This window comes from Paenibacillus sp. FSL R7-0331, assembly GCF_000758645.1.
Lineage (GTDB): Bacteria > Bacillota > Bacilli > Paenibacillales > Paenibacillaceae > Paenibacillus_AQ > Paenibacillus_AQ camerounensis.
In genome coordinates, this window is record NZ_CP009284.1 from 2,586,451 (window position 1) to 2,610,237 (window position 23,787).

The following is a 23,787-nucleotide window of genomic DNA, read 5'->3' on the forward strand; positions in this document are numbered from 1 at the left end:
GAATGAGTAGCGGATGAAAAAACAGCTGGCTTATCTGTGCATCATAGTATCCCTGCTGTCCGCAGCCCTCTTCTACAACGGCACAACCAGTGCCGATACGCAGGTAGTCAACAATGCCGAACAGACCTATCAGCTTGCTGAAAAAGCGATGTTCTACCTTCGGGTGCTGAAAAGTGACGGGACGGCAAGTGCCACGGGTACAGGAGTAATCCTGTCCCCCGGCGGCACGGCGGTAACCGCGTACCATGTTGTAAAAGGTGCTGACCGGATGGAAGGTGTAATGGCAGACGGGACTGTGATCAGTCCGATCAAAGTTACGAAATACGATGAGCTGAAGGATGTAGCAGTGCTTGAGCTGCCTTCGCCCGCCGCGATGAAGATGAAGAACAATGTCTATTCTTATCTTCAGGTGCGCAAAGATGCGGTAGAGCATGGCGAGGCTGTATTCGCACTGGGGTATCCTTTAAAGAATACGAATATTATCACCGAAGGCATCGTCAACACGCCTGCAGCAGAGATTAACGGCCGCAGCAGAATTCTGACCTCGGCACAGGTAGCAAGCGGAATGTCCGGGGGACCGCTGATGGATGCGCACGGCCAGCTGGCCGGAGTGATCTCAGGCTCTTTGCGGACGATGAACAATATTCATCTGATCGTTAACAATGATGATGTTCGCAGCCTGCTGCCGCCGGTACTGAAATAAGGTGCCTGCCAGGGCAGAAGGATAAACGGGTCTTATTACAAATGATGGCTGTCCCAAGGCGTCTGATTTTAGGCGTGCAGGACAGCTTTTTTTTAAAAAATAACTTCCTGAAGAAAGGCGGGAGAGGCATGATTAGAGCGTTTTTGCTGGATGTGAATCAGAAGGATCTCTACAAGCTGGATGCGATGCTGCACAGGTCAGGAAAAGTCGCTGTGATCGGAAAGTCTTCTCATCCGCAGAGTGCTCTGGAGCAGATGACCCTGCTTCAGCCGGATGTGCTGTTTCTGGATCTTCAGCTTCAGGGCCTGCAGGGAGTTCTTGTCGCCGAACAAATCAAGCAGCTGCTGCCGGCGATCCAGATTGTAGTCACCACGGAGAGTAAACAGCATGCGTTATGGGCGTTTGACCAGGCGATTGTTGATTATCTGTTAAAGCCGTTTGAAGAGGACAGGCTGGTTCAGTCTCTGGAACGGCTGCGTAAAGGCAGCTGATTGCAGTAAAGGATGCCGGAAGGACTCCCCCTGTGATACAATATTCTGAAAAGCCAAAGAACAGGGGATGGAAGGAATGTATGACTTTGAACACATAATTGACCGCCGCAATACCCGCTCCTACAAATGGGATCAGAGTGAAAAGCTGTTTGGCAACAGCAACATTCTGCCGCTGTGGGTGGCTGACATGGATTTTGAGAGCCCGCCTGCGGTGAAGGAAGCTATTTTGCGCCGGGTGGAATCCGGGATCTACGGATATAGTGTCACTGGTGAATCATACAGACAGGCGATTGTGAACTGGTACAGCCGCCGCCATAACTGGGAGCTTAAGCCGGAATGGATTACAGATTCTCCGGGAATCGTCACCTCGCTCAGCCTTGCAGTTGAGCTGCTAACCAAGCCGGGGGATCAAGTAATTCTGCAATCGCCGGTCTATTATCCCTTCTATGATGTCATTAACATGAATGACCGCATAGTAGCCAAGAACCCGCTGATCTTAAGCGGCGGACGCTATGAAATGGATTATGCCCAGCTCGAGGAGCTGATGCAGGGCGGCGCCAAGCTGCTGCTGCTGTGCAATCCGCATAACCCGGGCGGAATCGTGTGGAAGCGTGAGGAGCTGCTGCGTCTGGGCGAGCTGTGCCTGCGTTACGGTGTCACCGTCATCTCGGATGAGATTCATTGCGACATGATTATGCCTGGACATCAGCATATCCCGTTTGCCTCCTTGTCTGAGGAGCTTGCAGATATTACGGTAACCACACTGGCAGCAACCAAAACCTTTAACCTGCCGGGCCTGCAGACCTCGTATATTGTAGCCAAAAATCCGCAGCTGCGCCGCCAATTTGAGCGCAAGCTGAAGACGCTTAGCCTGCATATGTCGCATTATTTTGCCCAGGAGGCGGTAGAGGCGGCTTATAATGAAGGGGAGACCTGGCTGGACGAGCTGGTCCTGCACATTGCCGGTAATGCTGATTATGCGATCAGCTATCTCGGAGAGCATCTGCCTGCGGTTAAGGTTATGCGTCCGGAAGCTACCTATCTGCTGTGGCTGGACTGCTCTGCTTTCGGGCTTGATGCAGCCGGACTTAAGAAGCTGATGTACCAGGAGGCGGAGGTTGCTTTTAATGAAGGCTCTGTTTTTGGTTCAGAAGGTGAAGGCCATCTGCGTATCAATCTGGCTTGTCCGCGTTCAATCCTTGCTGAGGCCCTGGAGCGGTTCAGCCGGGCGGCTGCACCTTACGTCCAGCAGCCCAATAACCTATCGTTATAACACTTTACAAGTAAGCTTGCTGCAGCTCCCTGTGAACATACTGTTCATAGGGAGCGCGGCAGGCTTTTTGCTTGACTATGCGGAATACAGAGATGAATGGAGAGAAACTGTACATGAGCACAACCCGAATGATTATTGACTGCGACACCGGCATTGATGATGCACTTGCAATACTATATGCACTCCATACTCCGGGTGTAATAATTGAAGGGATTACTATGGGCTTCGGCAATACCAGTGTTGAGCAGGCGGCAGAGAATACGCTCAGGCTGCTGGATCTGGCTAAGCCGGATTATGAAATTCCTGTTGCCATTGGTGCTTCCAAGGCGCTGGCCCGGGAGCTTGGCGGCTTCTCACCCCATGTGCACGGAGAGAACGGGATTGGCGACGTTCAGCTCCCTCCGTCTTCCCGGCAGCCGGTTAAAGAGACAGCCGCAGAATTTATCGTGAGGCTGGCTAATGAGAGTCCCGGAGAAATTGTGCTGGTGACGCTTGGACGGCTGACCAATCTGGCGATGGCGCTTGAACTGGACCCAGGACTGACAGGCAAGCTGAAAAAGGTGGCCGTGATGGGCGGTACCATTTTCAAGCCGGGGAATGTGACACCGGTAGCCGAAGCCAATCTATGGGGAGATCCGCTGGCTGCTGACCGGGTGTTTACCTCAGGCCTGCCCGTGCTGATGGTGGGTCTGGATGTGACGCTGGAGACACTGATTACTGCAGAGCATATGGAGCTGCTGAAACGCCAAGGCAAGGAAGAGAACCGGGCGATCATTGATTTTATGGACCGTTCCCTGCAGCATTATTTCAACTTTTACCGGGAGGCGAACTACATCATTGACGCAGCGCCGCTGCATGATCCGCTGGCACTGATGGCTGCGCTGCAGCCGGATCTGCTGACCTGCCGGAGGATGAAGGTCCGTGTTGAGCATCAGGGGGAGCATACCTGCGGGATGGTCGTAGCCGATCTGCGGGCGCAGCCCAAGGTAGGGGAGTTCATTGAGGTGGCTGTTGGAGTGGATGCCCGGCGTGCGGTCGGTGTCTTTTTAAGTGCGTTTATGTAAGCTTTCCCGGCTGCAGGGTTCTGAAGAAATGTCAGGGACGGCATTCAAAAGTGACAATCTATTAATTTGCTAAATTGTGCTAGTTTGGTAAAATGATAGGGTCGTGATTGTCCGGCATTCAGAATCTGGCAGATTGGAGAATAGAATATATGAAAAGACTCAGCAAGCTGATATTATGCGCTGCGATAACTATGAGCGGCTTTACTGCTCTTCCTGTACAGCCGGCAGAAGCTGCCGCAGCAGGCAGCGTAACCATTATGCTGGACGGTTATCCGCTGCCCTTTCCGGTGTCACCGGCCGTAATGAGCGGAACAACAATGGTACCGTTCCGGGCCATTTCCGAAGCACTCGGCATTAAGGTGGAGTGGAACCAGACAGCCAAGAAAATTACAGCTACCAGCACCGGAGCCTCAGGCGCCAAGGTGGTCACTCTCACTTTAGGCAGTACAACGGCAACAGTAGACGGTGCAGCAGTTAAGCTGGCTGTAGCACCGCAGAATATCCGCGGTACGACGATGATTCCGCTCAGCTTCTTCGGCCAGCAGTTCGGGGCAGGGGTAAGCTGGAATCAGGCGACGAAAACCGTGTCCATTAGTTCACCCCAAAGAGACCTGTACACACTCGGCTTCTACGCCCAGAAATCTTACGGCGAAGTGTCGCTGATTCCCAGCTTCGATGCTGTTCATTTCGGCTGGAGCCGGCTTGACCGCAGCGGCCAGTTTACGACAAGCAGTACGGATTTCTGGTGGCCGAAGGCTGACGGTGATGTGACGCCGGAGTCGATTGTCCAGAACGCTGCAGCCGGAGGCACGGCCCCTTATCTGATGGTCTATTCGGGAGATAAGGAGCTTGAGCTGACCAAGAACCTGGAGGACCCGGCATTGCAGCAGCAGACCATCTCGAGCATCGTTTCGCTGGCAACGGAGAAGGGCTTCCAGGGCATCGGGCTTGATCTGGAGGGACTGGGGCTGACCGGTGACAAGCAGCTGGTCCAGAGCCAGTTCAATACGTTCGTGAAGAACCTGGCGGCGGTGGCCCGTCCGGCAGGACTCAAGCTGACAGTCATTCTGCCGCCGCTGAACGGCTCCTATAAGGGCTATGACTATAAGACGCTAGCTTCACTGGCTGATGATCTGGTCATAATGGCGTATGCCTATGAAGATGAATCCAGACCGGAGCCGCTGGCTATGGTTGATCAGGGAATCCGCCAGGCGCTGGAGCAGGTCAGCAGGGACAAGCTGATCCTCGGCATCTCGGTATACAGTGAGAACGAGACTTCTGTTAATGCAAAGATCGGCCTGGCGAAGCGTTACGGGCTGAAGGGCATCGCCATCTGGCGTCTGGGCCTGATCGGCCAGCCGGTATGGAACGAGATGAGTAAATCCGTGGAATTATAATGTTATTAATATTGAAGAGGCTGCTGCGAGCAGTCTCTTTTTTGCATTCTCGCGACAGAAGGAACAAGCTCAACACAACAAATGTCACATTAACCTGAGCGCGAAACCTTTATAATTTTTAAGGTTGACCCTTGGGCTGACTACTTTACTTACAGGAGGACATTTGAGCATGAGCATAAAATATAAAGCACTGGAGCTTGATAAGCCGCTGACGTATGAGCTGGAGGGGCTTGAAGTAGGCGTTACCTCGAACTGCAATTTCCGCTGCGATTACTGCTGCGCCTATAATAGAAATGACGGGGAGGCCATCAACGGCAAGGAGGTTATCCGCATTCTGGAAGAGCTTCCGGGGCTGAAGCGGGTCCGTCTCTCCGGCGGTGAGGTTACGCTGAAGTTCCAGGATTGTGTGGAGATTGTGTCCTACTGCTCATCCCGCGGCATCCAGACCCAGCTCAATTCCAACGGAAGTCTGCTGAACGCGGAGCGGATTGATCAGCTGGTGAAGGCCGGCCTGACCACGATACATATTTCATTTAACTTTACGATGGCTGAGGGCTTCTCGAAATATTACAACATTCACCCGACAGTCTACGAAAAAATCAGAGAGAACATCACCATGTTCGCCAAAACAGAGGTGAACGTTGTGCTGGAAACGCTGCTGTTCGACCAGACGCAGGATAACATGCAGGAGATCAGCGACCATGTATATTCCATGGGAGTACGGACCCACGAAATCCAGAACAGCATCATTATGGGCCACACCGGCTGGAAGGCAATTGCGGCACAGGAGAACCTGAAGAATGCCGTTAAGCAGCTGATTGATAACCGGAAAGAGGACACCACGCTGTACTTTACCTGTATGGACCGGTTCATGGACAGACTGGGCTTTGCAGAGCAGCCGGGCGTATACTTCCCGCACTGTATTGAAGGCAAGAAGCAGCTGCATCTGCACGGCAACGGCGATATTCTGATTTCCGAGCTGTGTCATCCGGTCATTATCGGCAACATTTATAAAGGCACCTCACTTACTGAAATCTACAGCAATATGCCGAAGCCGCTGGAGCGGTACCTGGAAAAGCTGCCTTGTCCGGCGCTGGACGCACTTTTCCCGGCAGAGGGGTAAGACTGCGTGCTCCGGATATGGGGCTATAGCCTGATTTAATTTGGACTGCGGCCCTTTTGCCGTGGTCCTTTTCTATTTTCCATGCCAAATAACCCTATGATTCGACAAAGTGTGATATTTTTCGCTGAAATTCTTCATGTCATCTTCACTATCCACCGGTACAATCCGATATAAATTGTAATAAATGTTACAAAAATTAGGCTTTTTTAAGAAGATGGATAAGATGAGGGCGGAAGGGTGCTTATTAAATGAAAATTCGGATGAAGCTATCGGTTATGATGATCGTCGTTACACTGATTTCTACAGCAATGATGGGGGTTTTCACGTATAACAAATCCACCGGCACTATAATGGACCTCACCGAATCCGCGATGGCACAGGTTAACACCAACAAAGCACAGACAATTGAGGCAATGATCGACAAAGAAAAGCGGAGCATGCAGCAGGCGGCCGGCGAATCGGAAATTATTGAGCTGCTGGCGAGGGAGGCGGCCGGTGATTTAAGCGCCGGTGATGAGCTGCAGGCTGAGGTTAATACACGGCTGCAGAAACAGGTCAAGGATGCTGGTAACCTCGAGCACATGTTTGTAGTTAATATGCAGGGCATCGCGGTTGCTGACAGTGACACTGCTCTGGTGGGCACAGATTTCAGCGAACGCAATTACACGATTAATGTGATCAAGACCAAGGCGGCTGTGATCAGCGAAACGCTGAAGTCCAAATCGACAGGGGCTTATGTGCTGGCTTTTGCCCATCCGGTAATGAATGACGGTGAAATGATCGGGTTCGTCGCCTCGGCCGTCAATGCGAACAGCATCATTAAATATCTGGCAGACGCCAAAGTAGCCAATGCCCCTTCCTCCTACGCTTATCTGGTGGATGAGACCGGGAATATGCTGTACCATCCTGATGAAACCAAAATCGGCTTGCCTGTCGAGAATGAGCAGATCAAAGGCGTGGTGGAGCAGGTGAAGACCGGGGCTGAGGTTCCTGACGGCGATGTGGAGTATCTTTTTAATGGAGTGAAAAAAAAGGCGGCATTTACTGTAATGCCGGTTACCAAATGGACGCTTGTGCTGACCGGTGATATCGATGAAATTATGAAGCCTGTCGACACTATGACAACCTTTATTATTCTGCTCGGTCTGGGCAGCCTGCTGCTGACGCTCTTGATCGGCATTATTGTGGCAACCCGGATTTCTTCACCGATCATCAAGCTGACGGAGCTGATTAACCGGACGGCCGAGCTGGATCTGAAATATGATAAGCAATATGAGCATCTGGTGCGAAATAAGGACGAAACCGGTACAATTGCCAAAGCCATGTTCCACACACGTGCGGTTCTGCGCGATATGGCCGGAAGTCTGGTGAACATTTCTACCAAAGTACTGGATAATGCGGTGACTCTTGAAAAGCTTTCGGTTGACGTGCGCGAGAATGCGCATGACAACTCGGCTACAACCGAGCAGCTATCCGCAGGTATGGAGGAGACTGCGGCTTCCACCCAGGAGATGACGGCAGCGATCCATGAGGTACAGACCAATGTCCAGCTGATCTCCGGCCGGGTAAGAGAAGGGGCGGAAGTGTCCGGCCACATTACAGAGCGTGCGCTTGCCCTGCAGCATGATGCCCTGGAATCGACGGACAGAGCCAAGCGGATCTATGAAGAGGTGCGCTCTGAAATGGAACAGGCGATTGAACAGTCCGGCGCCATCAATGAGATCAACGTGCTTGCGGATACTATTCTTTCGATTACAAGCCAGACCAATCTGCTGGCGCTCAATGCGGCGATTGAAGCCGCGCGTGCGGGTGAGGCAGGCCGGGGCTTTGCGGTTGTAGCCGGTGAAATCCGCAAGCTGGCCGAGAAATCCTCGGAGACCGCGTCAGGCATTCACGATGTAGTCAAAAATGTCTACACCTCCGTCGGGCTGATGAAGGAGCATTCGGAAGCCGTGCTGGACTTCATTGACCGGAATGTGCTTGCCGACTATGAGCGTCTGAATGAAGTCAGCCAGCAGTATAACGAGGATGCTTCCACGATAAACGGGCTAATGGGGCAATTTGCCGAGGCTGCCGATCATCTGAATGAGACTGTAGGCAGTATTGCCATTGCTGTGAACGAAGTGGCTGCTACTGTTAATGAGGGGGCAATCGGAGTACAGGATATTGCTGTAAAAACTGCCGACATTGTTGAGAAAACCTTCCATGAGGCAGCAATGGCGGATGAGAATACCCAAAGCGCGAAGGAGCTTCAGATTCTGGTCGACAAATTCAAAATTTAACCGTAAAACAATTAGCGGTTCCTGCTTGCAGGGACCGCTTCTTTGCATGCTTTCCCGGGGGATTATTCAGGGTACACCATAAATTTTGCTCAGCAGCGGTTCTTCCTGGTATTTTAGTCCATAATTATAGTAAGAATATAATATGATGTCAGGTTTACCGTTTATTGCACATTGAAAGGGGGAACAGCATGGTAGAAATCTCACTTAAAGAGGAGCGGCTGCCGGGAAGCATACAAGTGCAGCAGCTTCAGGAGAGCTTTGTGCTGGAATTGATCCGGGAGGATTGGCTGAGCACCGAGCAGGCCAGAACCCGGCTGCGCCAGCTCAAGCTCTCTCAGCTGGCTGCTGAGGGTCTAAGGCTGCGCTTTGCCGCAGCTGAGCTGAAGCTGCCGCCGGAGGAGCTGTCTCCCGCTTCCAGACGCAGACAGCATGCAGCGGGGATGAACTTCCAGCTTGCCTGCCGGGAGACGGCAGCAGGCTGGAAGCATATCTATCCGTTTGCCAGTGATGCTAATCCCCTGCAGCTTTTTTTTCTGATTCCTGCCAAGGAGGGGCCAGAGCATGCGGACCGTGCCGGAAGGTTTATGGAGGAGCTGGGGCAGAGGCTCAGCACCTGCCTGGAATATGAATGCACGATTATAGCAGGCGTTGAGCTCAAGGGCCTGAAGCGGCTGAAAAATGCATTTGCCTCCTGCCTGTGCGCCCTCGGCCGGGGCAGCCTGCCGGAGGCGCGGCAGGGAGAAGACAGCAGGGCTGCCTCCGCCATGACTTGGCTGCCTCCAGATGAAGAACGCCGGCTGCTGCACCTGATCGGGACTGCAGATACCTTCGCCTTCGGACAGGAACTGGATGCGCTATTCGGACCGGGAAGGCAGGAAGCACTGCTGTCAGGCTTTCAGCTGTATCAGGGGCTGCGGATTCTGCTCCTGCTGGCCGTTACAGCCGGAAAGTTTGCCTTCCGGGGGAGTGCCTTGTCCAAATATGTGTGGAACAGTCACAGCACGCTTGCAGCCTGCATAACTGCGCCGGAGCTGAAAGAGCAGCTGTCTGCGCTCGGTCTGCTGGTCATGGAGGAGGTGAAGCTGGCCCGCCAGTCTCCGGAAAGAGCGCTTGCCGAGGCGGTAAGAAGATATATAGAGCGGAATTACGGCTGGGAGATCCAGTCTGCGGTAGCAGCCCGGATCTTCGGGATGGAGGAGGACAGTCTACTGAGGCATTTCAAGCAGCATGTCGGCATGCAGCCTGCTGACTATGCCGTCAAGATCAGGATGGGCAGAGCGGAGCAGCTGCTGCCGGACGTCAGCCTGAAGCTGAGCGACCTCGCCCTGCTCGTCGGCTATGACAGCCCGGGCCATTTCGTGAGCGCCTTCAAGAAATACAGCGGCAGAAGCCCGAAGGAATACCGTGAGCGGCTGCTTCGGAATCGTCGATAAAGCGTGACACCGGGGAATCCCGCTGTACGGCAGGAACTTCTACTGATAGTACTAATTGAACTTCCAGCAGAAGCAGATTATTTTCCTGCTCGAAAGAAAGCGCATACTTTTTGCTTGTCAAAGGTAAAAAAACATGTTATTCTGACTTTGGGATTGTTACTGAAAAGGCAAAACCCAGGACATGTGTTGAGACATGTTTTGGGTTTTGCCTTTTTTTAGTCTCACTACTTGTACTCACTGCAGTTACAGAACTAATACAACGGAGCAGGTGATGTTGAAATTCCAGTCTCCCTGGAAGCGCTTAACAGTGTCGGCTGGCCTGAGACTTTTCGTCCAGTGTCTAAATCCTGCGGGTACACTATTTAGGGATATAGAGGAGGCAGCTTGGATGATTATCAAAAAAATCTTTAACAACAACGCCATTGTCGCCAAAGATTCGCAAAAGCAGGAGCTTGTCGTCATGGGCTGCGGAATCGGCTTCAAAAAGAACATTGGCGATGCTGTAGAAGAAGGATTAATTGAAAAGGTCTTCATACTTAAGCAAAAGGAAGCCTCCGAGCGGTTCAAGCTGTTGCTTGAGGATGTCCCGTCTGAATATGTATCGCTCTGCTACGACATCATTGAATACGGCAAGAATATGCTGGAGGTACCATTAAGTGAATATATTTATGTTACACTCACGGATCACATTTATAATACGTTCAAGATGTATGACGAAGGGATTCAGAACCCTAATCCGCTGATCTGGGAAATCAAAAAGATTTACCCCAAAGAATTTGCCGTCGGCTTAAAGGCGCTGGAATTCATCCGGGATTCTGTCAGTAAAGAGCTGTCAGAAGATGAAGCGGGCAACATCGCCCTTCATTTAATTAATGCCCAGATCAACAGCTCGTACCATAAGACATCGGACGTAGCAGGCCAGACCCAGAAAATACAAGACATTCTGAACATTATTAAATACACTTACAATATCACCCTCGATGAGAAATCGATCAGCTTCGAGAGATTTATAACCCATTTGCGCTTCTACTTCCAGCGGATTCATCAGAAAAAGAAGATGGAGCTGGATGATGATTTCTTATTGCAGCAAGTCAAGGCAAAATATAAGAATGCATATAACTGCATGATGAAAATTGAGAAGTATCTGAATACCGAATTGTCAGATGAGGAAAAGCTGTACCTGACCATTCACGTACATCGTGTAACAGACCGGCAAACTGAATAATGTTTTTGGATTGTTACTGGTAAAGCAGGCGAGACCAAAATAGATAACATGCTCTGTATGTTATCTATTAGGTCTCGTCTTTTTTATACGAATTATCTAATAAAGGAGCGGTCAACATGAAATACGAGCAGCTCGCAAAAGCCATCATTAAGAACGTAGGCGGCAAAGAAAATGTTAACAGTCTGACACACTGCATCACCCGTTTGCGGTTTAAATTAAAGGACGAGAGTAAGGCGAACACCGAGGTTCTGAAGAGCATGGACGGGATTGTAACGGTAATCCAGAGCGGAGGCCAGTATCAGGTTGTTATCGGCAACCATGTACCGGAGGTATATGCAGAGGTCTCGGCAATTGGCGGGTTTCAGTCAGCGGCAGCTGAAATACCGGATGAGAACGTTGGCCTTTTTAATAAATTTATCGATATCATCTCAGGTGTGTTCACACCGGCGCTGGGCGTATTGTGCGCAACAGGGATGATTAAAGGTTTTACCGCACTGTTCCTTTCCCTTGGGCTGCTGGCGAGCACTTCAGGTACCTATCAGATTCTGAATGCAATCGGTGACTGCCTGTTCTACTTCTTCCCGATCTTCCTGGGATATACGTCAGCTAAGAAATTCAATGCCAATATTTTTCTGGGGATGGCAATCGGGGCAACACTGGTTTATCCTACATTTTCGTCGATAACGGCTTCCGGTCAACCGCTGTATACCTTGTTTAGCGGCAGTGTCATTGAATCGCCGGTTTACCTGACCTTCCTTGGCATTCCGGTAATCCTGATGAGCTATTCGTCCAGCGTTATTCCGATTATCCTCTCGACTTATGTGGGCGCGAAGATTGAAGCGGTGTTCAAAAAAATCATTCCAAGCGTGGTACGGACCTTCCTTGTTCCTTTTTGCACCCTGTTGATCATTGTACCGCTGGCACTGATTGTCATCGGGCCGGTTGCGACTTGGGCAGGCCAGCTGCTTGGTGCAGGCACTTTATTCATCTACAACCTGAGTCCGGTCATTGCCGGTATTCTGCTCGGAGCGTTCTGGCAGGTATTTGTTATCTTCGGCCTGCACTGGGGCTTTGTACCGATTGCCATCAATAACCTCACTGTACTGAAATATGATCCGATCCTGGCCGGTGTCTTCGGAGCATCCTTTGCCCAGACAGGTGTTGTGCTCGCGATTCTGCTGCGGACCAAAAACATTAAATTGAAATCGCTTTCTATTCCGGCGGTCATCTCCGGGATCTTCGGGGTTACCGAGCCGGCCATCTACGGGATTACCCTTCCGCGCAAAAAGCCGTTCATTCTCAGCTGTATCGCAGCAGGTGTAGGCGGCGGTATCATCGGGCTGATGGGAACCAAGGGCTATATCATGGGTGGTCTGGGGATTTTCGGAATCCCGAGCTATATCAGTCCTGAAGGTATGGATGCGGGATTTTACGGGGCAATTATCGGAATTAGCGTGAGCTTTGTGCTCGGGTTCCTGCTGATGTACTTCGGCGGATTTAAGGACGATGTTGTAAAAGATCAGCCTGCCGAAGGTCCAAAAGGTGACATTCTGGTGAAGCAGGAGACGGTAAGCAGTCCGTTAAAAGGCGAGGTTATCGCACTTTCCGATGTTAAGGATGAGGCCTTCTCTACAGGTGCGCTTGGCAAAGGAATTGCCATTGAACCTGCGGAAGGCAAAGTATTTTCTCCGGTGGACGGGGTGTTAACCTCCTTGTTTGCCTCCGGTCATGCGATTGGAATCACCAGCGATCATGGGGTAGATATTTTGATTCACGTCGGCAAGGACACCGTTAAGCTGAAAGGACAGCATTTTACACCAAGAGTGAAGCAAGGGGACAATGTGAAAAAAGGCGATCTGCTTATGGAATTTGACCTGGAGGCGATCAGAGCGGCCGGCTACATTCTGACCACACCTGTCATCGTTTCTAATTCAAACAATTACCTGGATGTTATTGAAACCGGGAAGAAGTCTATCGGCTACAAAGAGGATTTGCTAACAGTAATGATCTAACACAAACTTATTAAGGGAGGAATAATGATGCAACCATTGACCAAGTATTTTCCGGAAGGGTTTCTGTGGGGGGGTGCAACAGCGGCGAACCAGCTGGAGGGCGGTTACAACGAGGGAGGCAAAGGGTTAAGTACTGCAGATGTAATCACAGCCGGAACGCACACCACTCCCCGTAAAATTACACCGGTTCCTGAGCAGGGACTGAATTATCCGAGCCACGAGGCGGTCGATTTCTATCATCACTATAAGGAAGATATCCGGCTGTTTGCGGAGATGGGCTTCAAGGTGTTCCGGATGTCCATGGCCTGGTCGAGAATTTTTCCGAACGGGGATGATGCCGAGCCCAATGAAGCCGGCTTGAAGTTCTATGATGATGTATTTGCTGAGCTGCGGAAATACAATATTGAGCCGCTGGTTACCATCTCCCACTATGAAGCTCCGTTCCATCTGGCACAGAAGTATAACGGCTGGACCGACCGGCGGGTGGCAGACTTTTATGTTAACTATTGCGAAGTGATATTTAACCGGTACAAAGACGTGGTGAAATATTGGCTGACCTTTAATGAGATTAACATTCTGACGATGCCATTCGGATCATTCATGGCCGGAGCGATCCTGCCGGAGGGCAATACGGAGTTTGGCCATGCTCCGGCAGCTTCCGGTGATGAACAGCTCAGGTACCAGGCGCTGCACCATCAGTTTCTCGCCAGTGCAAGAGCGGTGAAGCTGGGGCATTCCATTAATCCGGAGTTCAAAATAGGGTGCATGATCGCTTACATGTGCTCCTATCCGCTGACCTGCAATCCTGCGGACATTATACTCGCGCAGCAAAAGGATAATGTATCGAACTTTCTCTGCTCGGATGTTCAGGTGCGTGGCGCGTATCCGGGTTTTGCCAAACGGTATTTTGCCGACAATGGCATCGAAATCGCTATGGAGGACAATGATGAGCAGGTTTTGCTGGAGGGCCGGGTTGATTTCTATACCTGCAGTTATTATTCCTCGACTTGCGTAAGCGCCGATCCGGATCAGGAAGCCATCGGCGGTAACCTGTCCATGGGACTGAAAAACCCATATCTTCAGGCCAGTGCCTGGGAATGGCAAATCGATCCGGAGGGTCTCAGATGGTCACTGAATAATATCTACAACCGTTATCAGATTCCGATGATGGTTGTAGAGAACGGCCTTGGGGCCGTTGATACGGTGGAAGCGGACGGCGCAATCAATGATGATTACCGGATTGATTACCTGAAAGGCCATATTGCGGCAATGAAGGAAGCCGTGGCTGACGGTGTGGAGCTGATCGGTTACACGCCTTGGGGCTGCATCGATCTGGTGAGTGCAGGGACGGGTGAAATGAAGAAGCGCTACGGCTTTATCTATGTGGATAAAGACAATGAAGGGAGAGGAACACTGTCCAGATCCCGCAAGAAGAGCTTCGGCTGGTATAAGCAGGTGATTGAAAGTAACGGAGAAAAGCTTGAGTAGATTAAAAATCAGAGAGTAAGCCGGCACAGAGCCGTATCAGACGAGGAGCTGATACGGCTTTTATGCTGAACGGCCTTAACCGGAAATAATCTGCTGCGCTTCCTCCACTGTAACCAGCTGCTCGGTCTGTTCCCCCATGTCCTTCAGCCTGAGCTTGCCAAGCGAAGCTTCACTTTCCCCGATTAGAAGGCAATACCGGATGCCCCGGGCTGAGGCGGCAGCCAGTGTCTTTTTGAGCTTGCGCGTGCCCGTGTCCACGCTGGTACGGATGCCTGCATTCCGCAGCCCGGCAGCAGCTGACAGCACCTGAGGCATGGTCTCCCCGACAGGAATCAGCAGCACGACTGAAGCTTCCTCCTGTACCGGGCGCTCACTCAGCAGCGCCATAATAGACTCCATACCAAAGGAAATGCCGACTGTCGGAATATTAAGATCCTCCCGTCCGACGAGCCTGCCGATGATGTTATCATACCGTCCGCCGCTGCCGAGACTTGAGGTATAGCCCCCGGTTGCATCAAAAATTTCATATACCGTTCCGGTATAAAAGGACAGGCCGCGTGAGAGGAACGGGTCAAAGACGCAGATCGCGGACAATCCGGTGGCATCAATCAGCTGCTGCAGCGCCAGCACTTCAAGTGCACCCGGCTGTCCGGCCAGCTTGTAGCTGTCTGCAAGACTGCTGAAATCCGTATCGTCTGACTCCAGCAGCCGGGCAATCGAATCTGCTGCTGCCGCCCTGATCCCTTTGTCCTGCAGCTCTGCCAGCACACCGGACGTGCCGATTTTGGCCAGCTTATCGAGAGTCAGCATTACAGACAGGCTGTCCTCTGCAGGAACGCCGGCTGCTGAGAGTATTTCGCCCAGAAACCGGCGGTTATTCCATTTGAGCACGACAGGGATATCCAGCTGCCTGAATACATCTGCCGCCAGCTGCATCAGCTCGGCTTCGGCCTGCGGTCCGGCAATGCCGGCCACATCGGCATCGCATTGCAGGAACTCGCGCAGACGCCCTCTTTTAACCGGACCGTCGCGGAATACCTTGCCGATCTCATATCGTTTAAAAGGAAGTGCAATACCCGGATTCAATGCAAGCACTTTGGCGAATGGAATGGTCAGATCATAACGTAATCCCAGTGTCCTGCCGCCCTGATCGGTTAACTGGTACATTTCCCGGAGAATCTCATCGCCGCCGGCGTACTTGGAGGTCAGCAGCTCCAGCTCATTCAGCAGCGTCGTTTCCATCGGCTCGTAATCATACAGCCCGAACAGCCCGCGCAGTACAGTCTGGACCTTTTGTCTGACCGCCTGCTCTGCTCCGTAATAATCATAAGTTCCTTTAATGTTTTGCATATTCAGCAGCTCCTTGGGTTTGGAATATAAAAAAACGCGCCGGACCCCGTGGTCCTGCGCGTTCCTATTCCGCAGGGAGGTCAAACGCGAATAGCGTTAGCCCTCCCTGAATGCCTTCAGGTGTGCTAACGCCGCTTGTGATGATGAAGCTGATTCTGTATGATGGAAATGCTGTTTATAAGGTTCACCGAAATCAGCTCCCTGCACATTTTGATTAATGCACATTATAGCGGATGGATCGGAGCTGTGCAAGCGGCAAAATAAACAGGGGCCGGATAATGGATGACTAACGTGAAAAGAGGCATTTATCATGAATCATGAACAATTGATAGCGGAAGCAGAAGGCTTCGCCAAGGAACAGCTGGGCCGGGATACTACCGGACATGACTGGTTCCATACAGACCGTGTACGGAATGCGGCGGGTCTGATTGCCGGAATGGAAGGCGCAGATGTCCTCATTTGCACAATTGCCGCACTGCTGCATGATGTGGCCGACGAGAAGCTGAATACTTCCAAGGAATCAGGCTTAAGCAAAGTTCAGCAATGGCTCGATGAACATATGGAGGATGCGGGACAGATCAGGCATATCATGCTCATTATTGAGACCATGTCCTTCAGCGGCGGCGGAGGTGCTCCAATGTCTACTTTGGAAGGCCAATGTGTACAGGATGCGGACCGGCTGGACGCCCTGGGGGCAATCGGAATCGCGCGGACGATGGTTTTCTCGGGGGCCAAGGGCCGTCCGGTTTACGATCCGGAGGAGGCTCCGCGTGATGAATCGCTGCAGAAGGAATACCGCGATTATTCCAAGGGGACGGCGGTTAACCATTTTTATGAGAAGCTGCTGAAGCTGAAGGACCTGATGAATACCGCCTACGGGCGCAAGCTGGCTGAAGAGCGGCATGCCTTTATGCTGCTGTATCTGGAACAATTTTATAAAGAATGGAATCAAGGCAGCCGGAAGCTGTTATAATGGGACAATGCTTAACACGGAAGGAACAAACAACTACATGAGTGAGTTACAATTTAGAGATTATGAGTTACATGAAGAGATTATTAAAGCGCTGGACGTGCTGGGCTACACCAATCCAACTGAAGTGCAGAGCAAGGTTATTCCTGTTGCCCTGAAGGGGCAGGATCTGATTGTCAAATCACAGACTGGCAGCGGCAAAACTGCATCATTCGGTATTCCCGTCTGCGAGCTGGTGGACTGGGCCGAGAACAAGCCGCAGGTGCTGGTGCTGACGCCGACACGGGAGCTCGCCGCACAGGTAAAAGAGGATATTACGAATATCGGCCGTTTCAAACGGATCAAGGCGGTAGCTTTGTTCGGCAAGCAGCCCTTTGCCCCGCAGAAGATCGAATTGTCCCAAAAAACACATGTCGTCGTTGGTACGCCGGGACGCGTGTTCGACCATATCGAGCGCGGCACCCTGCCGCTGAACAAGATCAGAACGCTCGTTATTGACGAAGCGGATGAGATGCTCAGCATGGGCTTTATTGAGCAGATTGAGAAGATTATTAAGCAGCTGCCTAAGGAACGGGTAACGATGCTGTTCTCGGCAACGATGCCGGAAGCCATCAAGAACCTGTGCCGCAAATATATGACGTTGCCTGTGGATATTGAGATTGAAGCCAGCGGGATTACGACGGCGACGATTGAGCATGCGCTGATTGAGGTTAGACAAGCTGCCAAGTTCGGGCTGCTGCTGGACCTGCTGACGGTGGAGAATCCGGACAGCTGTATTATTTTTTGCCGGACACAGGAGCAGGTGAACGACCTGTTCCGCGGGATGGCTGACCAGGAGCTCCCTGCAGACAAGCTGCACGGCGGGATGATGCAGGACGAGCGGTTTGAAGTGATGAATGCGTTCAAGCGGGGCCAGTTCCGCTATCTGATTGCTACGGACGTGGCTGCTCGCGGCATTGACATCGAGAACATTACCCTTGTCATCAACTACGATATCCCGATGGAAAAAGAGAGCTACGTACACCGCACCGGCCGGACCGCCCGCGCAGGCAAAAGCGGCAAAGCAATTACGTTCGTCACGCCCAATGAACATAAGTGGGTAAAAGATATCGAGGGCTATATCGGGTTTGAACTCCCGCACATGAAGGCTCCTTCGGAGGATGCTGTGGCCTATGCTAAGCCGGCTTTTGAACAGAAGCTTGGCAAGCAGCAGGTCCGCAAGGCAGGCAAGACCGAAGTGATGAACCGGAATATCATGAAGCTGTACTTCAACGGAGGCAAGAAAAAGAAGCTGCGCGCGGTCGATTTTGTCGGCGCAATTGCCAGGCTTGAGGGAATGACCGCCGAGGACATCGGAATCATTACCATTCAGGACAACGTAACCTATGTGGATATTCTGAACGGTAAAGGCGCAATGGTGCTGCAGGCCATGAAGGATACAACCATTAAGGGCAAGCTGCTTAAGGTGCATATCGCAAAAAAATAATAACGGATAACGAGTAACGGGGGACGGTTATAATGGCAGCTGCGGTAAGTCGTAGTTACGCTGATGATCAGTGCCCCCTCGGGAACCCGGCTTCACGGTGGAGGATTTGCTTTCACCGTGAAGCCGGGCTTTTTGTTGATGAAGCAGGCCGGATGCACAGAACGTGATATTTTAGGCTGCAAACCGCTGCGGATTAGCGTACATTTCAACATAACTATCGTAAGTATGCTGCCAAAAAGGATGTGGAAGATGATAGACGTGAGAAGCCGGGAATTCGCCGTTCCCTTTCTGCAGAGTCTGATTCAGGTAGATACCTGTAATCCGCCGGGAAATGAACACCGTTTGTCCCTCCTGCTGTATGATTTTCTGCAGTCGGCCGGGCATGACAGCACAGTCCGGGGGATCGGGGAGGGACGAAGTAATCTGGAGGTGGTATTCGCTGGTGCTGGGAAGGGAAGGAAGCTGATGTTCTGCGGACATTTGGATACTGTCAGCCCCTGGACTGGCGAAGCGGGGAAATACCCGCCGCACGGCGCCGTAATTGAAGGCGGCCGGATGTACGGACGGGGAACCTCCGATATGAAAGGCGGGCTGGCAGCCATGCTGCTTGCCGCCGTGTCGCTACAGCAGGAGGGCATCCGCCTGGGCGGTGACCTGATCTTTCTGGCGACAGCCGGGGAGGAGGTGGACAGCTGCGGGGCCCGGCACTATGCACAGGAGCATAACCTGGAGGAGCTGGACGGCCTGGTCATTGCCGAGCCGACAGGCAGCCGGGTTGCAATCGGTCATAAGGGGGCGTTATGGCTGCGGATTACGCTATTTGGACGGAGCGCCCACGGCTCCATGCCGCAGCTTGGCCTGAATGCAGTGGAAGGGATGATGGAAGTCATCGCACTGCTTCACCGGCATGCATTGGAGTGGCAGGCCCATGATCCCGTGCTGGGAACCAGCAGCCTGTCAGTCAATACAATCTCCGGTGGTGTACAGACAAATGTCATAGCTGACCGCTGTACCATTGACGTGGACATCCGCACCGTTCCGCCGCTGCAGCACGCGGAGCTGCTGGGTGAGATAACAGCCAGGCTAGCCGATATCCAGCAGCTGAAGGCCGGCTTCCGTTATGAGGTGCAGGAGCTGCTGGACCGCAGCGGGGTCTATACTCAGCCGGACGAGGAGCTGATCCGGACCGCGCTTGAGCTTGCCGGCGGGGCGGGAGGCTTGGCGGAGCAAGAAAGCGCACCGGCTGCCGGTGGTTCGACTGCTTACAATGGCGATGTGGTTACTGGGGGTGCTGCTGAAGAGGGCGCCTCTGCTGGTATTCCAAGTACCCCGGCTGTGCAGGGAGTATCCTATTACACGGATGCTTCTGTGCTTCATAATCATGGGAAGCTGCCCGTGCTGATCTACGGTCCCGGTGATCCCAAGCTTGCCCACCAGCCGGATGAATGGATTGATATTGAAGCGTATCTCGAATCGATCAGCTTTTACCGTGAGCTGGCCGTCCGCTTTCTTGGGCTGGCCGCAGATTAGAGGGCCGGTGCATCTGTTTACGGGTACATACTGCCAAGTGGAAGGATTGCTGTAACGACGAGCGTAACGGTAACTGCAAAAACAACCGTAATGGTATACCATTATCCTATCCACTGTATCGGTATCATCTTCACACTATCGGAATCGACTCCACTTTATCGAAATCACCCTGCCTAACGGACTCAGATGACGTTATTTTCCGAAAAGATGGGCTGCTAGAAATCTAACGGACTCAGATGCGCTTATTTGCAGCAGAAGAGGGTATTATAGCCGTAATAGCACCAAATAAAAGCGCTGGAGTCCGTTAGAATGGTGACAATGCTATTTTTGCTAAAGTAAGGTCACTGGAGTCCGTTGGAGTTCTAAGATATGACCCGGATGCTACCCCACACACAAACAACCTTCCGCCGGACGGCCAGCAGGCCGGGGAGCGGAAGGTTGTTTGTGCTTTCTTATTTTGTTGTACCGTATACGTTAAGCGTTATACTGTGCCTGATACAGACGGCTGTAGGTGCCCCCGGCATTCAGCAGCTCCTCGTGACGGCCTTCCTCGGAGATGCCGTCTTCGTTCACGACCATAATCCGGTCAGCATTCTTGATGGTGGTCAGGCGGTGCGCGATAACCAGCGTTGTCCGGCCGACAGACAGCTCGGCCAGGGACTGCTGAATGGCTGCCTCTGTCTCGGTGTCGAGCGCGGAGGTAGCCTCATCCAGAATCAGAATCGGCGGGTTCTTCAGGAACATCCGCGCGATGGCCAGGCGCTGCTTTTGCCCGCCCGACAGCTTCACGCCGCGTTCGCCGATGATGGTGTCCATACCGTCCGGCAGGGAGTTGATCAGCTCCTCCAGATGAGCGCGTCTGGCGGCTGTCCAGATTTCCTCAATTGGCGCACCGAGCTTGCCGTAGGCGATATTTTCGCGGATTGTACCGGAGAACAGGAATACGTCCTGCTGTACAATTCCGATCTGCTTGCGCAGGGAATGAAGCTTCATATCACGGATATCGGTGCCGTCAACGGAGATGGCACCGCCGGTAACATCGTAGAACCGGGGCAGCAGGCTGCAGATGGTTGTTTTACCGGCACCGGAAGGACCGACAAAGGCGATTGTCTCTCCGGCCTTAACCTTCAGGCTGATCTGATTCAGCACAGGGCGGTCTGCTTCATAGCCGAAGCTCACGTTCTCGAATACAATATCCCCGCGCAGGGAGCCGGCGTCAACGGCATCAGGCTTGTCAGCAATGTCCGGCTCCGTATCGATAATTTCCAGATAGCGCTTGAACCCGGCGATACCCTTCGGATAGCTCTCAATAACGGCGTTAATTTTTTCAATCGGCCGGAAGAAGATGTTCGACAGCAGAATGAAGGCGACGAATTCCCCGATCTCAAGCTCACCCTGGATAAAGAACCAGGCGCCGCAGATCATAACGACAATTGTAATCAGCCGGGTCATCATATAGCTGACCGAGGAGCTTTTGGCCATCAGCTTGTACGCCATCAGCTTGGTCTGACGGAAATTCTGGTTGTCTTCAGCGAACAGTACCTTCTCATGCTCTTCATTGGCAAAGGACTGTACTACGCGGATACCGCCGACATTGTCCTCAATCCGGGCGTTGAAGTTACCCACATTACCAAACAGATTATGGTAAGTAGCAGTCATGTTCCGTCCGAAGTGAATAATGACCCAGGCCATAATCGGCACAATGATAAAGGTTATAACAGCCAGCTGCAGGTTGAGGTCTGCCATCAGGATAAAAGCACCGATCAGCGTCATTATCGCGATAAAGACATCTTCAGGACCATGGTGCGCGACCTCGCCGATATCATTAAGGTCATTGGTGATCCGTCCGATCAGGTGGCCGGTTTTATTATTATCGAAGAAGCGGAACGACAGCTTCTGGATGTGGTCGAACATTTTTTTGCGCATATTGGTTTCGATGTTGATCCCCAGCATATGCCCCCAGTAAGTAACTACGTAGTTCATGACTGTTGTCAGCGCATAAATAGCCAGCAGGACAATACATGCAATCAAAATCAGCGGCCAGTCCTTGCCGGGCAGCAGCTCATCAATAAATTTATTTACAGCTACCGGAAAAGCAAGCTCCAGCAGTCCCGCGCCTACCGCACAGGTGAAGTCGAGAATAAACAGCCCTTTATAAGGCCGGTAGTAGGAGAAAAAACGACGCAGCATCTCTTGTTCACTCATTTCTGTAGGAATATGTATTGTTAGTTGAGAGTCATTCTCAACAACCTTATTCTTAGGATACTAAAGAGGGTTGCCGGATTTGTCAACCATTGTCATGCATAGAGGGAGACAGGAATTCATACCGCGATACCCAGTCCAAGCCGGATATTCCCTCATATTTTATGATTATTCAAGGGACAAAGGAGGAGTTAACATGAGCGAAAATGTCGGCGGATACAGCCCGTTCACTTCAACTGGCGCGATTCTGGTATTGTTCATCCTGCTCGTCATCATTACTAAATCCCTTTGGGTATAATGATGAGCTGAGGTCAGCTGAACCCGCTGCTCCTTCGGGGAGGGCGGGTTTATTGTGTTACATAAGAGTGAGGCGGTGCGGTAAAAACATAAGCAATTCCGGCGGACAGAGAGTATAATGTAACAATGTGTGTAAGATTAATCGGCTATAAAGGCTGACAAGCTCCGGCTTCTCGGCCGTTGGCACGGCAACAGGGAGGATCATCATGTCTGTAAGTACGCAAGAACGGACATCCGCGAAATCCGGGATGTCCCATACCAAGGCCGGCACCGGCGGACTGCTGCTCGTGCTGGGTATAATTTTTGTGGCCGCAGCTCTTCGGGCACCGTTTACATCAGTCGGACCGCTGCTAAAGCTGATCCGCGACGATCTTGGGCTGTCCAATACGCAGGCGGGGTTTATCACAACCCTGCCGCTGCTTGCTTTTGCCCTCTTGTCACCTTTTGCGCCGCAGCTGGCCCGCCGCTTCGGGCTGGCACGGGTGCTGCTGCTCGCGATGCTGTCATTGTCAGCAGGCATACTCATACGTTCCGCAGCCGGCGCAGTGACTTTTTTCGCCGGGACTGCCGTTATCGGGCTTGCTATTGCCGTCTGTAACGTACTGCTCCCCGGGCTGATCAAGGGGAGATTTCCGGCCCGCATTGGGCTGATGACCGGCATATATACAGTCTCAATGAACCTGTGTGCGGCTGCAGCCTCGGGCTTCAGCGTACCGCTTGCGGGAAGAGCGGGCTTCGGGTGGCGCGGAACGCTGCTGATGTGGTTTATCATTGCTGCAGCGGCTGTTGTTTTGTGGATACCCCAGTTAAAAGGCTCCGTGCAAGGTAAAGGAAGCCAGAGCGGAAAATCTGGTGTGAACGTATGGAGGTCGCCGCTCGCCTGGCAGGTTACCCTGTTCATGGGGCTGCAATCTTTGCTCTACTATGTGCTGATCTCCTGGTTCTCGGTCATTTTAAGTGAAAGAGGCATGTCCTTAAGCCAAGCAGGGTGGATTCTGTCACTGATGCAGCTGGCCCAGCTTCCCTTCACCTTCTTTGTACCGTTGTGGGCGGGGAGACTGAAGAACCAGCGCGGTCTTGTACTTATTACATCGATTCTGTTCTTTACCGGCATCCTCGGAATCTGGCTTGGCAGCACAGCCTGGATGGTGCTGTGGGCAATCTGCATCGGGATCGGCGGCGGCTTTGCCTTCGGGCTGGCGATGATGTTCTTCAGCCTGCGGACCAGAAGCGCGCAGGAGGCCAGCGAGCTGTCCGGAATGGCACAGTCTGTGGGCTATCTGCTGGCGGCGATGGGACCAGCCCTGTTCGGGCTGCTTCATGATGCCACAGACAGCTGGAGCCTGCCGCTGGCACTGCTTGCTGCTGCTGCGCTGCTGTTATTCGCTGCCGGTATGGGGGCAGGCAGAAATAAATTTGTAGGCAGCCGGTAAGGAGAGAACCGGCAGAGACTGTACCAAG

Annotated in this window: 18 protein-coding genes; 16 read left to right on the forward strand and 2 right to left on the reverse strand. The window is 52.2% G+C overall.

What is annotated here, in order from left to right; genetic code table 11:
- Nucleotides 1-13 precede the first annotated feature (13 nt).
- From R70331_RS10490 to R70331_RS10540, 11 genes are all read left to right on the forward strand, one after another.
- Nucleotides 14-703: a S1 family peptidase gene (locus R70331_RS10490; RefSeq protein ID WP_042175180.1), complete on the forward strand. Its 690-nt coding sequence runs from the start codon at nucleotides 14-16 to the stop codon at nucleotides 701-703.
- 128 nt (nucleotides 704-831) lie between these two features.
- A complete protein-coding gene (locus tag R70331_RS10495; RefSeq protein WP_042175181.1) occupies nucleotides 832-1,194 on the forward strand; it encodes a LytR/AlgR family response regulator transcription factor in 363 nt (120 codons plus the stop codon).
- 76 nt (nucleotides 1,195-1,270) lie between these two features.
- A complete protein-coding gene (locus R70331_RS10500) occupies nucleotides 1,271-2,467 on the forward strand; it encodes a MalY/PatB family protein (RefSeq protein ID WP_042175183.1) in 1,197 nt (398 codons plus the stop codon).
- 113 nt (nucleotides 2,468-2,580) lie between these two features.
- On the forward strand, nucleotides 2,581-3,531 hold the full coding sequence (locus R70331_RS10505; protein WP_042175186.1) for a nucleoside hydrolase: 951 nt from the start codon (nucleotides 2,581-2,583) through the stop codon (nucleotides 3,529-3,531).
- A 149-nt stretch (nucleotides 3,532-3,680) separates the two neighbouring features.
- Complete coding sequence (locus tag R70331_RS10510) at nucleotides 3,681-4,928, forward strand: stalk domain-containing protein (RefSeq protein WP_042175188.1); 1,248 nt, start codon at nucleotides 3,681-3,683, stop codon at nucleotides 4,926-4,928.
- A gap of 163 nt (nucleotides 4,929-5,091) precedes the next feature.
- Nucleotides 5,092-6,051: a radical SAM protein gene (locus tag R70331_RS10515; protein ID WP_042175191.1), complete on the forward strand. Its 960-nt coding sequence runs from the start codon at nucleotides 5,092-5,094 to the stop codon at nucleotides 6,049-6,051.
- Nucleotides 6,052-6,299: 248 nt separating this feature from the next.
- Nucleotides 6,300-8,333, forward strand: coding sequence for a methyl-accepting chemotaxis protein (locus tag R70331_RS10520; RefSeq protein ID WP_042175194.1), 2,034 nt, complete (start codon nucleotides 6,300-6,302; stop codon nucleotides 8,331-8,333).
- Nucleotides 8,334-8,521: 188 nt separating this feature from the next.
- Nucleotides 8,522-9,766, forward strand: a complete 1,245-nt coding sequence (locus R70331_RS10525; RefSeq protein ID WP_042175196.1) for a helix-turn-helix transcriptional regulator — start codon at nucleotides 8,522-8,524, stop codon at nucleotides 9,764-9,766.
- A gap of 388 nt (nucleotides 9,767-10,154) precedes the next feature.
- Complete coding sequence (gene licT, locus R70331_RS10530; protein ID WP_042175199.1) at nucleotides 10,155-10,991, forward strand: BglG family transcription antiterminator LicT; 837 nt, start codon at nucleotides 10,155-10,157, stop codon at nucleotides 10,989-10,991.
- A 116-nt stretch (nucleotides 10,992-11,107) separates the two neighbouring features.
- On the forward strand, nucleotides 11,108-13,003 hold the full coding sequence (locus R70331_RS10535) for a beta-glucoside-specific PTS transporter subunit IIABC (protein WP_042175202.1): 1,896 nt from the start codon (nucleotides 11,108-11,110) through the stop codon (nucleotides 13,001-13,003).
- A 27-nt stretch (nucleotides 13,004-13,030) separates the two neighbouring features.
- Nucleotides 13,031-14,491, forward strand: a complete 1,461-nt coding sequence (locus tag R70331_RS10540; protein ID WP_042175203.1) for a glycoside hydrolase family 1 protein — start codon at nucleotides 13,031-13,033, stop codon at nucleotides 14,489-14,491.
- A gap of 75 nt (nucleotides 14,492-14,566) precedes the next feature.
- Here R70331_RS10540 and R70331_RS10545 read toward each other — a convergent pair whose 3' ends face one another.
- On the reverse strand, nucleotides 14,567-15,841 hold the full coding sequence (locus R70331_RS10545) for a histidine--tRNA ligase (protein ID WP_042175205.1): 1,275 nt from the start codon (nucleotides 15,839-15,841) through the stop codon (nucleotides 14,567-14,569).
- 310 nt (nucleotides 15,842-16,151) lie between these two features.
- Here R70331_RS10545 and R70331_RS10550 point away from each other — a divergent pair, with 310 nt between their 5' ends.
- The 3 genes from R70331_RS10550 to R70331_RS10560 all read left to right on the forward strand — a co-directional run bounded on the left by R70331_RS10550 (nucleotide 16,152) and on the right by R70331_RS10560 (nucleotide 19,827).
- The gene (locus tag R70331_RS10550; protein WP_042175207.1) at nucleotides 16,152-16,814 is read left to right on the forward strand and encodes an HD domain-containing protein; all 663 of its coding nucleotides are present in this window, start codon (nucleotides 16,152-16,154) and stop codon (nucleotides 16,812-16,814) included.
- 37 nt (nucleotides 16,815-16,851) lie between these two features.
- Nucleotides 16,852-18,297, forward strand: a complete 1,446-nt coding sequence (locus R70331_RS10555; RefSeq protein ID WP_042175210.1) for a DEAD/DEAH box helicase — start codon at nucleotides 16,852-16,854, stop codon at nucleotides 18,295-18,297.
- Nucleotides 18,298-18,546: 249 nt separating this feature from the next.
- Complete coding sequence (locus R70331_RS10560; protein WP_042182468.1) at nucleotides 18,547-19,827, forward strand: M20 family metallopeptidase; 1,281 nt, start codon at nucleotides 18,547-18,549, stop codon at nucleotides 19,825-19,827.
- 474 nt (nucleotides 19,828-20,301) lie between these two features.
- On the opposite strand, the gene R70331_RS10565 is transcribed toward R70331_RS10560, so the two are convergent.
- Nucleotides 20,302-22,017 carry an ABC transporter ATP-binding protein gene (locus tag R70331_RS10565; RefSeq protein WP_042175212.1) on the reverse strand — a complete coding sequence of 572 codons (1,716 nt, stop codon included), beginning with the start codon at nucleotides 22,015-22,017 and terminating at the stop codon, nucleotides 20,302-20,304.
- Nucleotides 22,018-22,225: 208 nt separating this feature from the next.
- Between R70331_RS10565 and R70331_RS31835 the strand changes: the two genes are divergently transcribed.
- On the forward strand, nucleotides 22,226-22,327 hold the full coding sequence (locus R70331_RS31835; RefSeq protein WP_197071419.1) for a sporulation protein YjcZ: 102 nt from the start codon (nucleotides 22,226-22,228) through the stop codon (nucleotides 22,325-22,327).
- A gap of 205 nt (nucleotides 22,328-22,532) precedes the next feature.
- A complete protein-coding gene (locus R70331_RS10570; RefSeq protein WP_081947572.1) occupies nucleotides 22,533-23,759 on the forward strand; it encodes a CynX/NimT family MFS transporter in 1,227 nt (408 codons plus the stop codon).
- Nucleotides 23,760-23,787 lie beyond the last annotated feature (28 nt).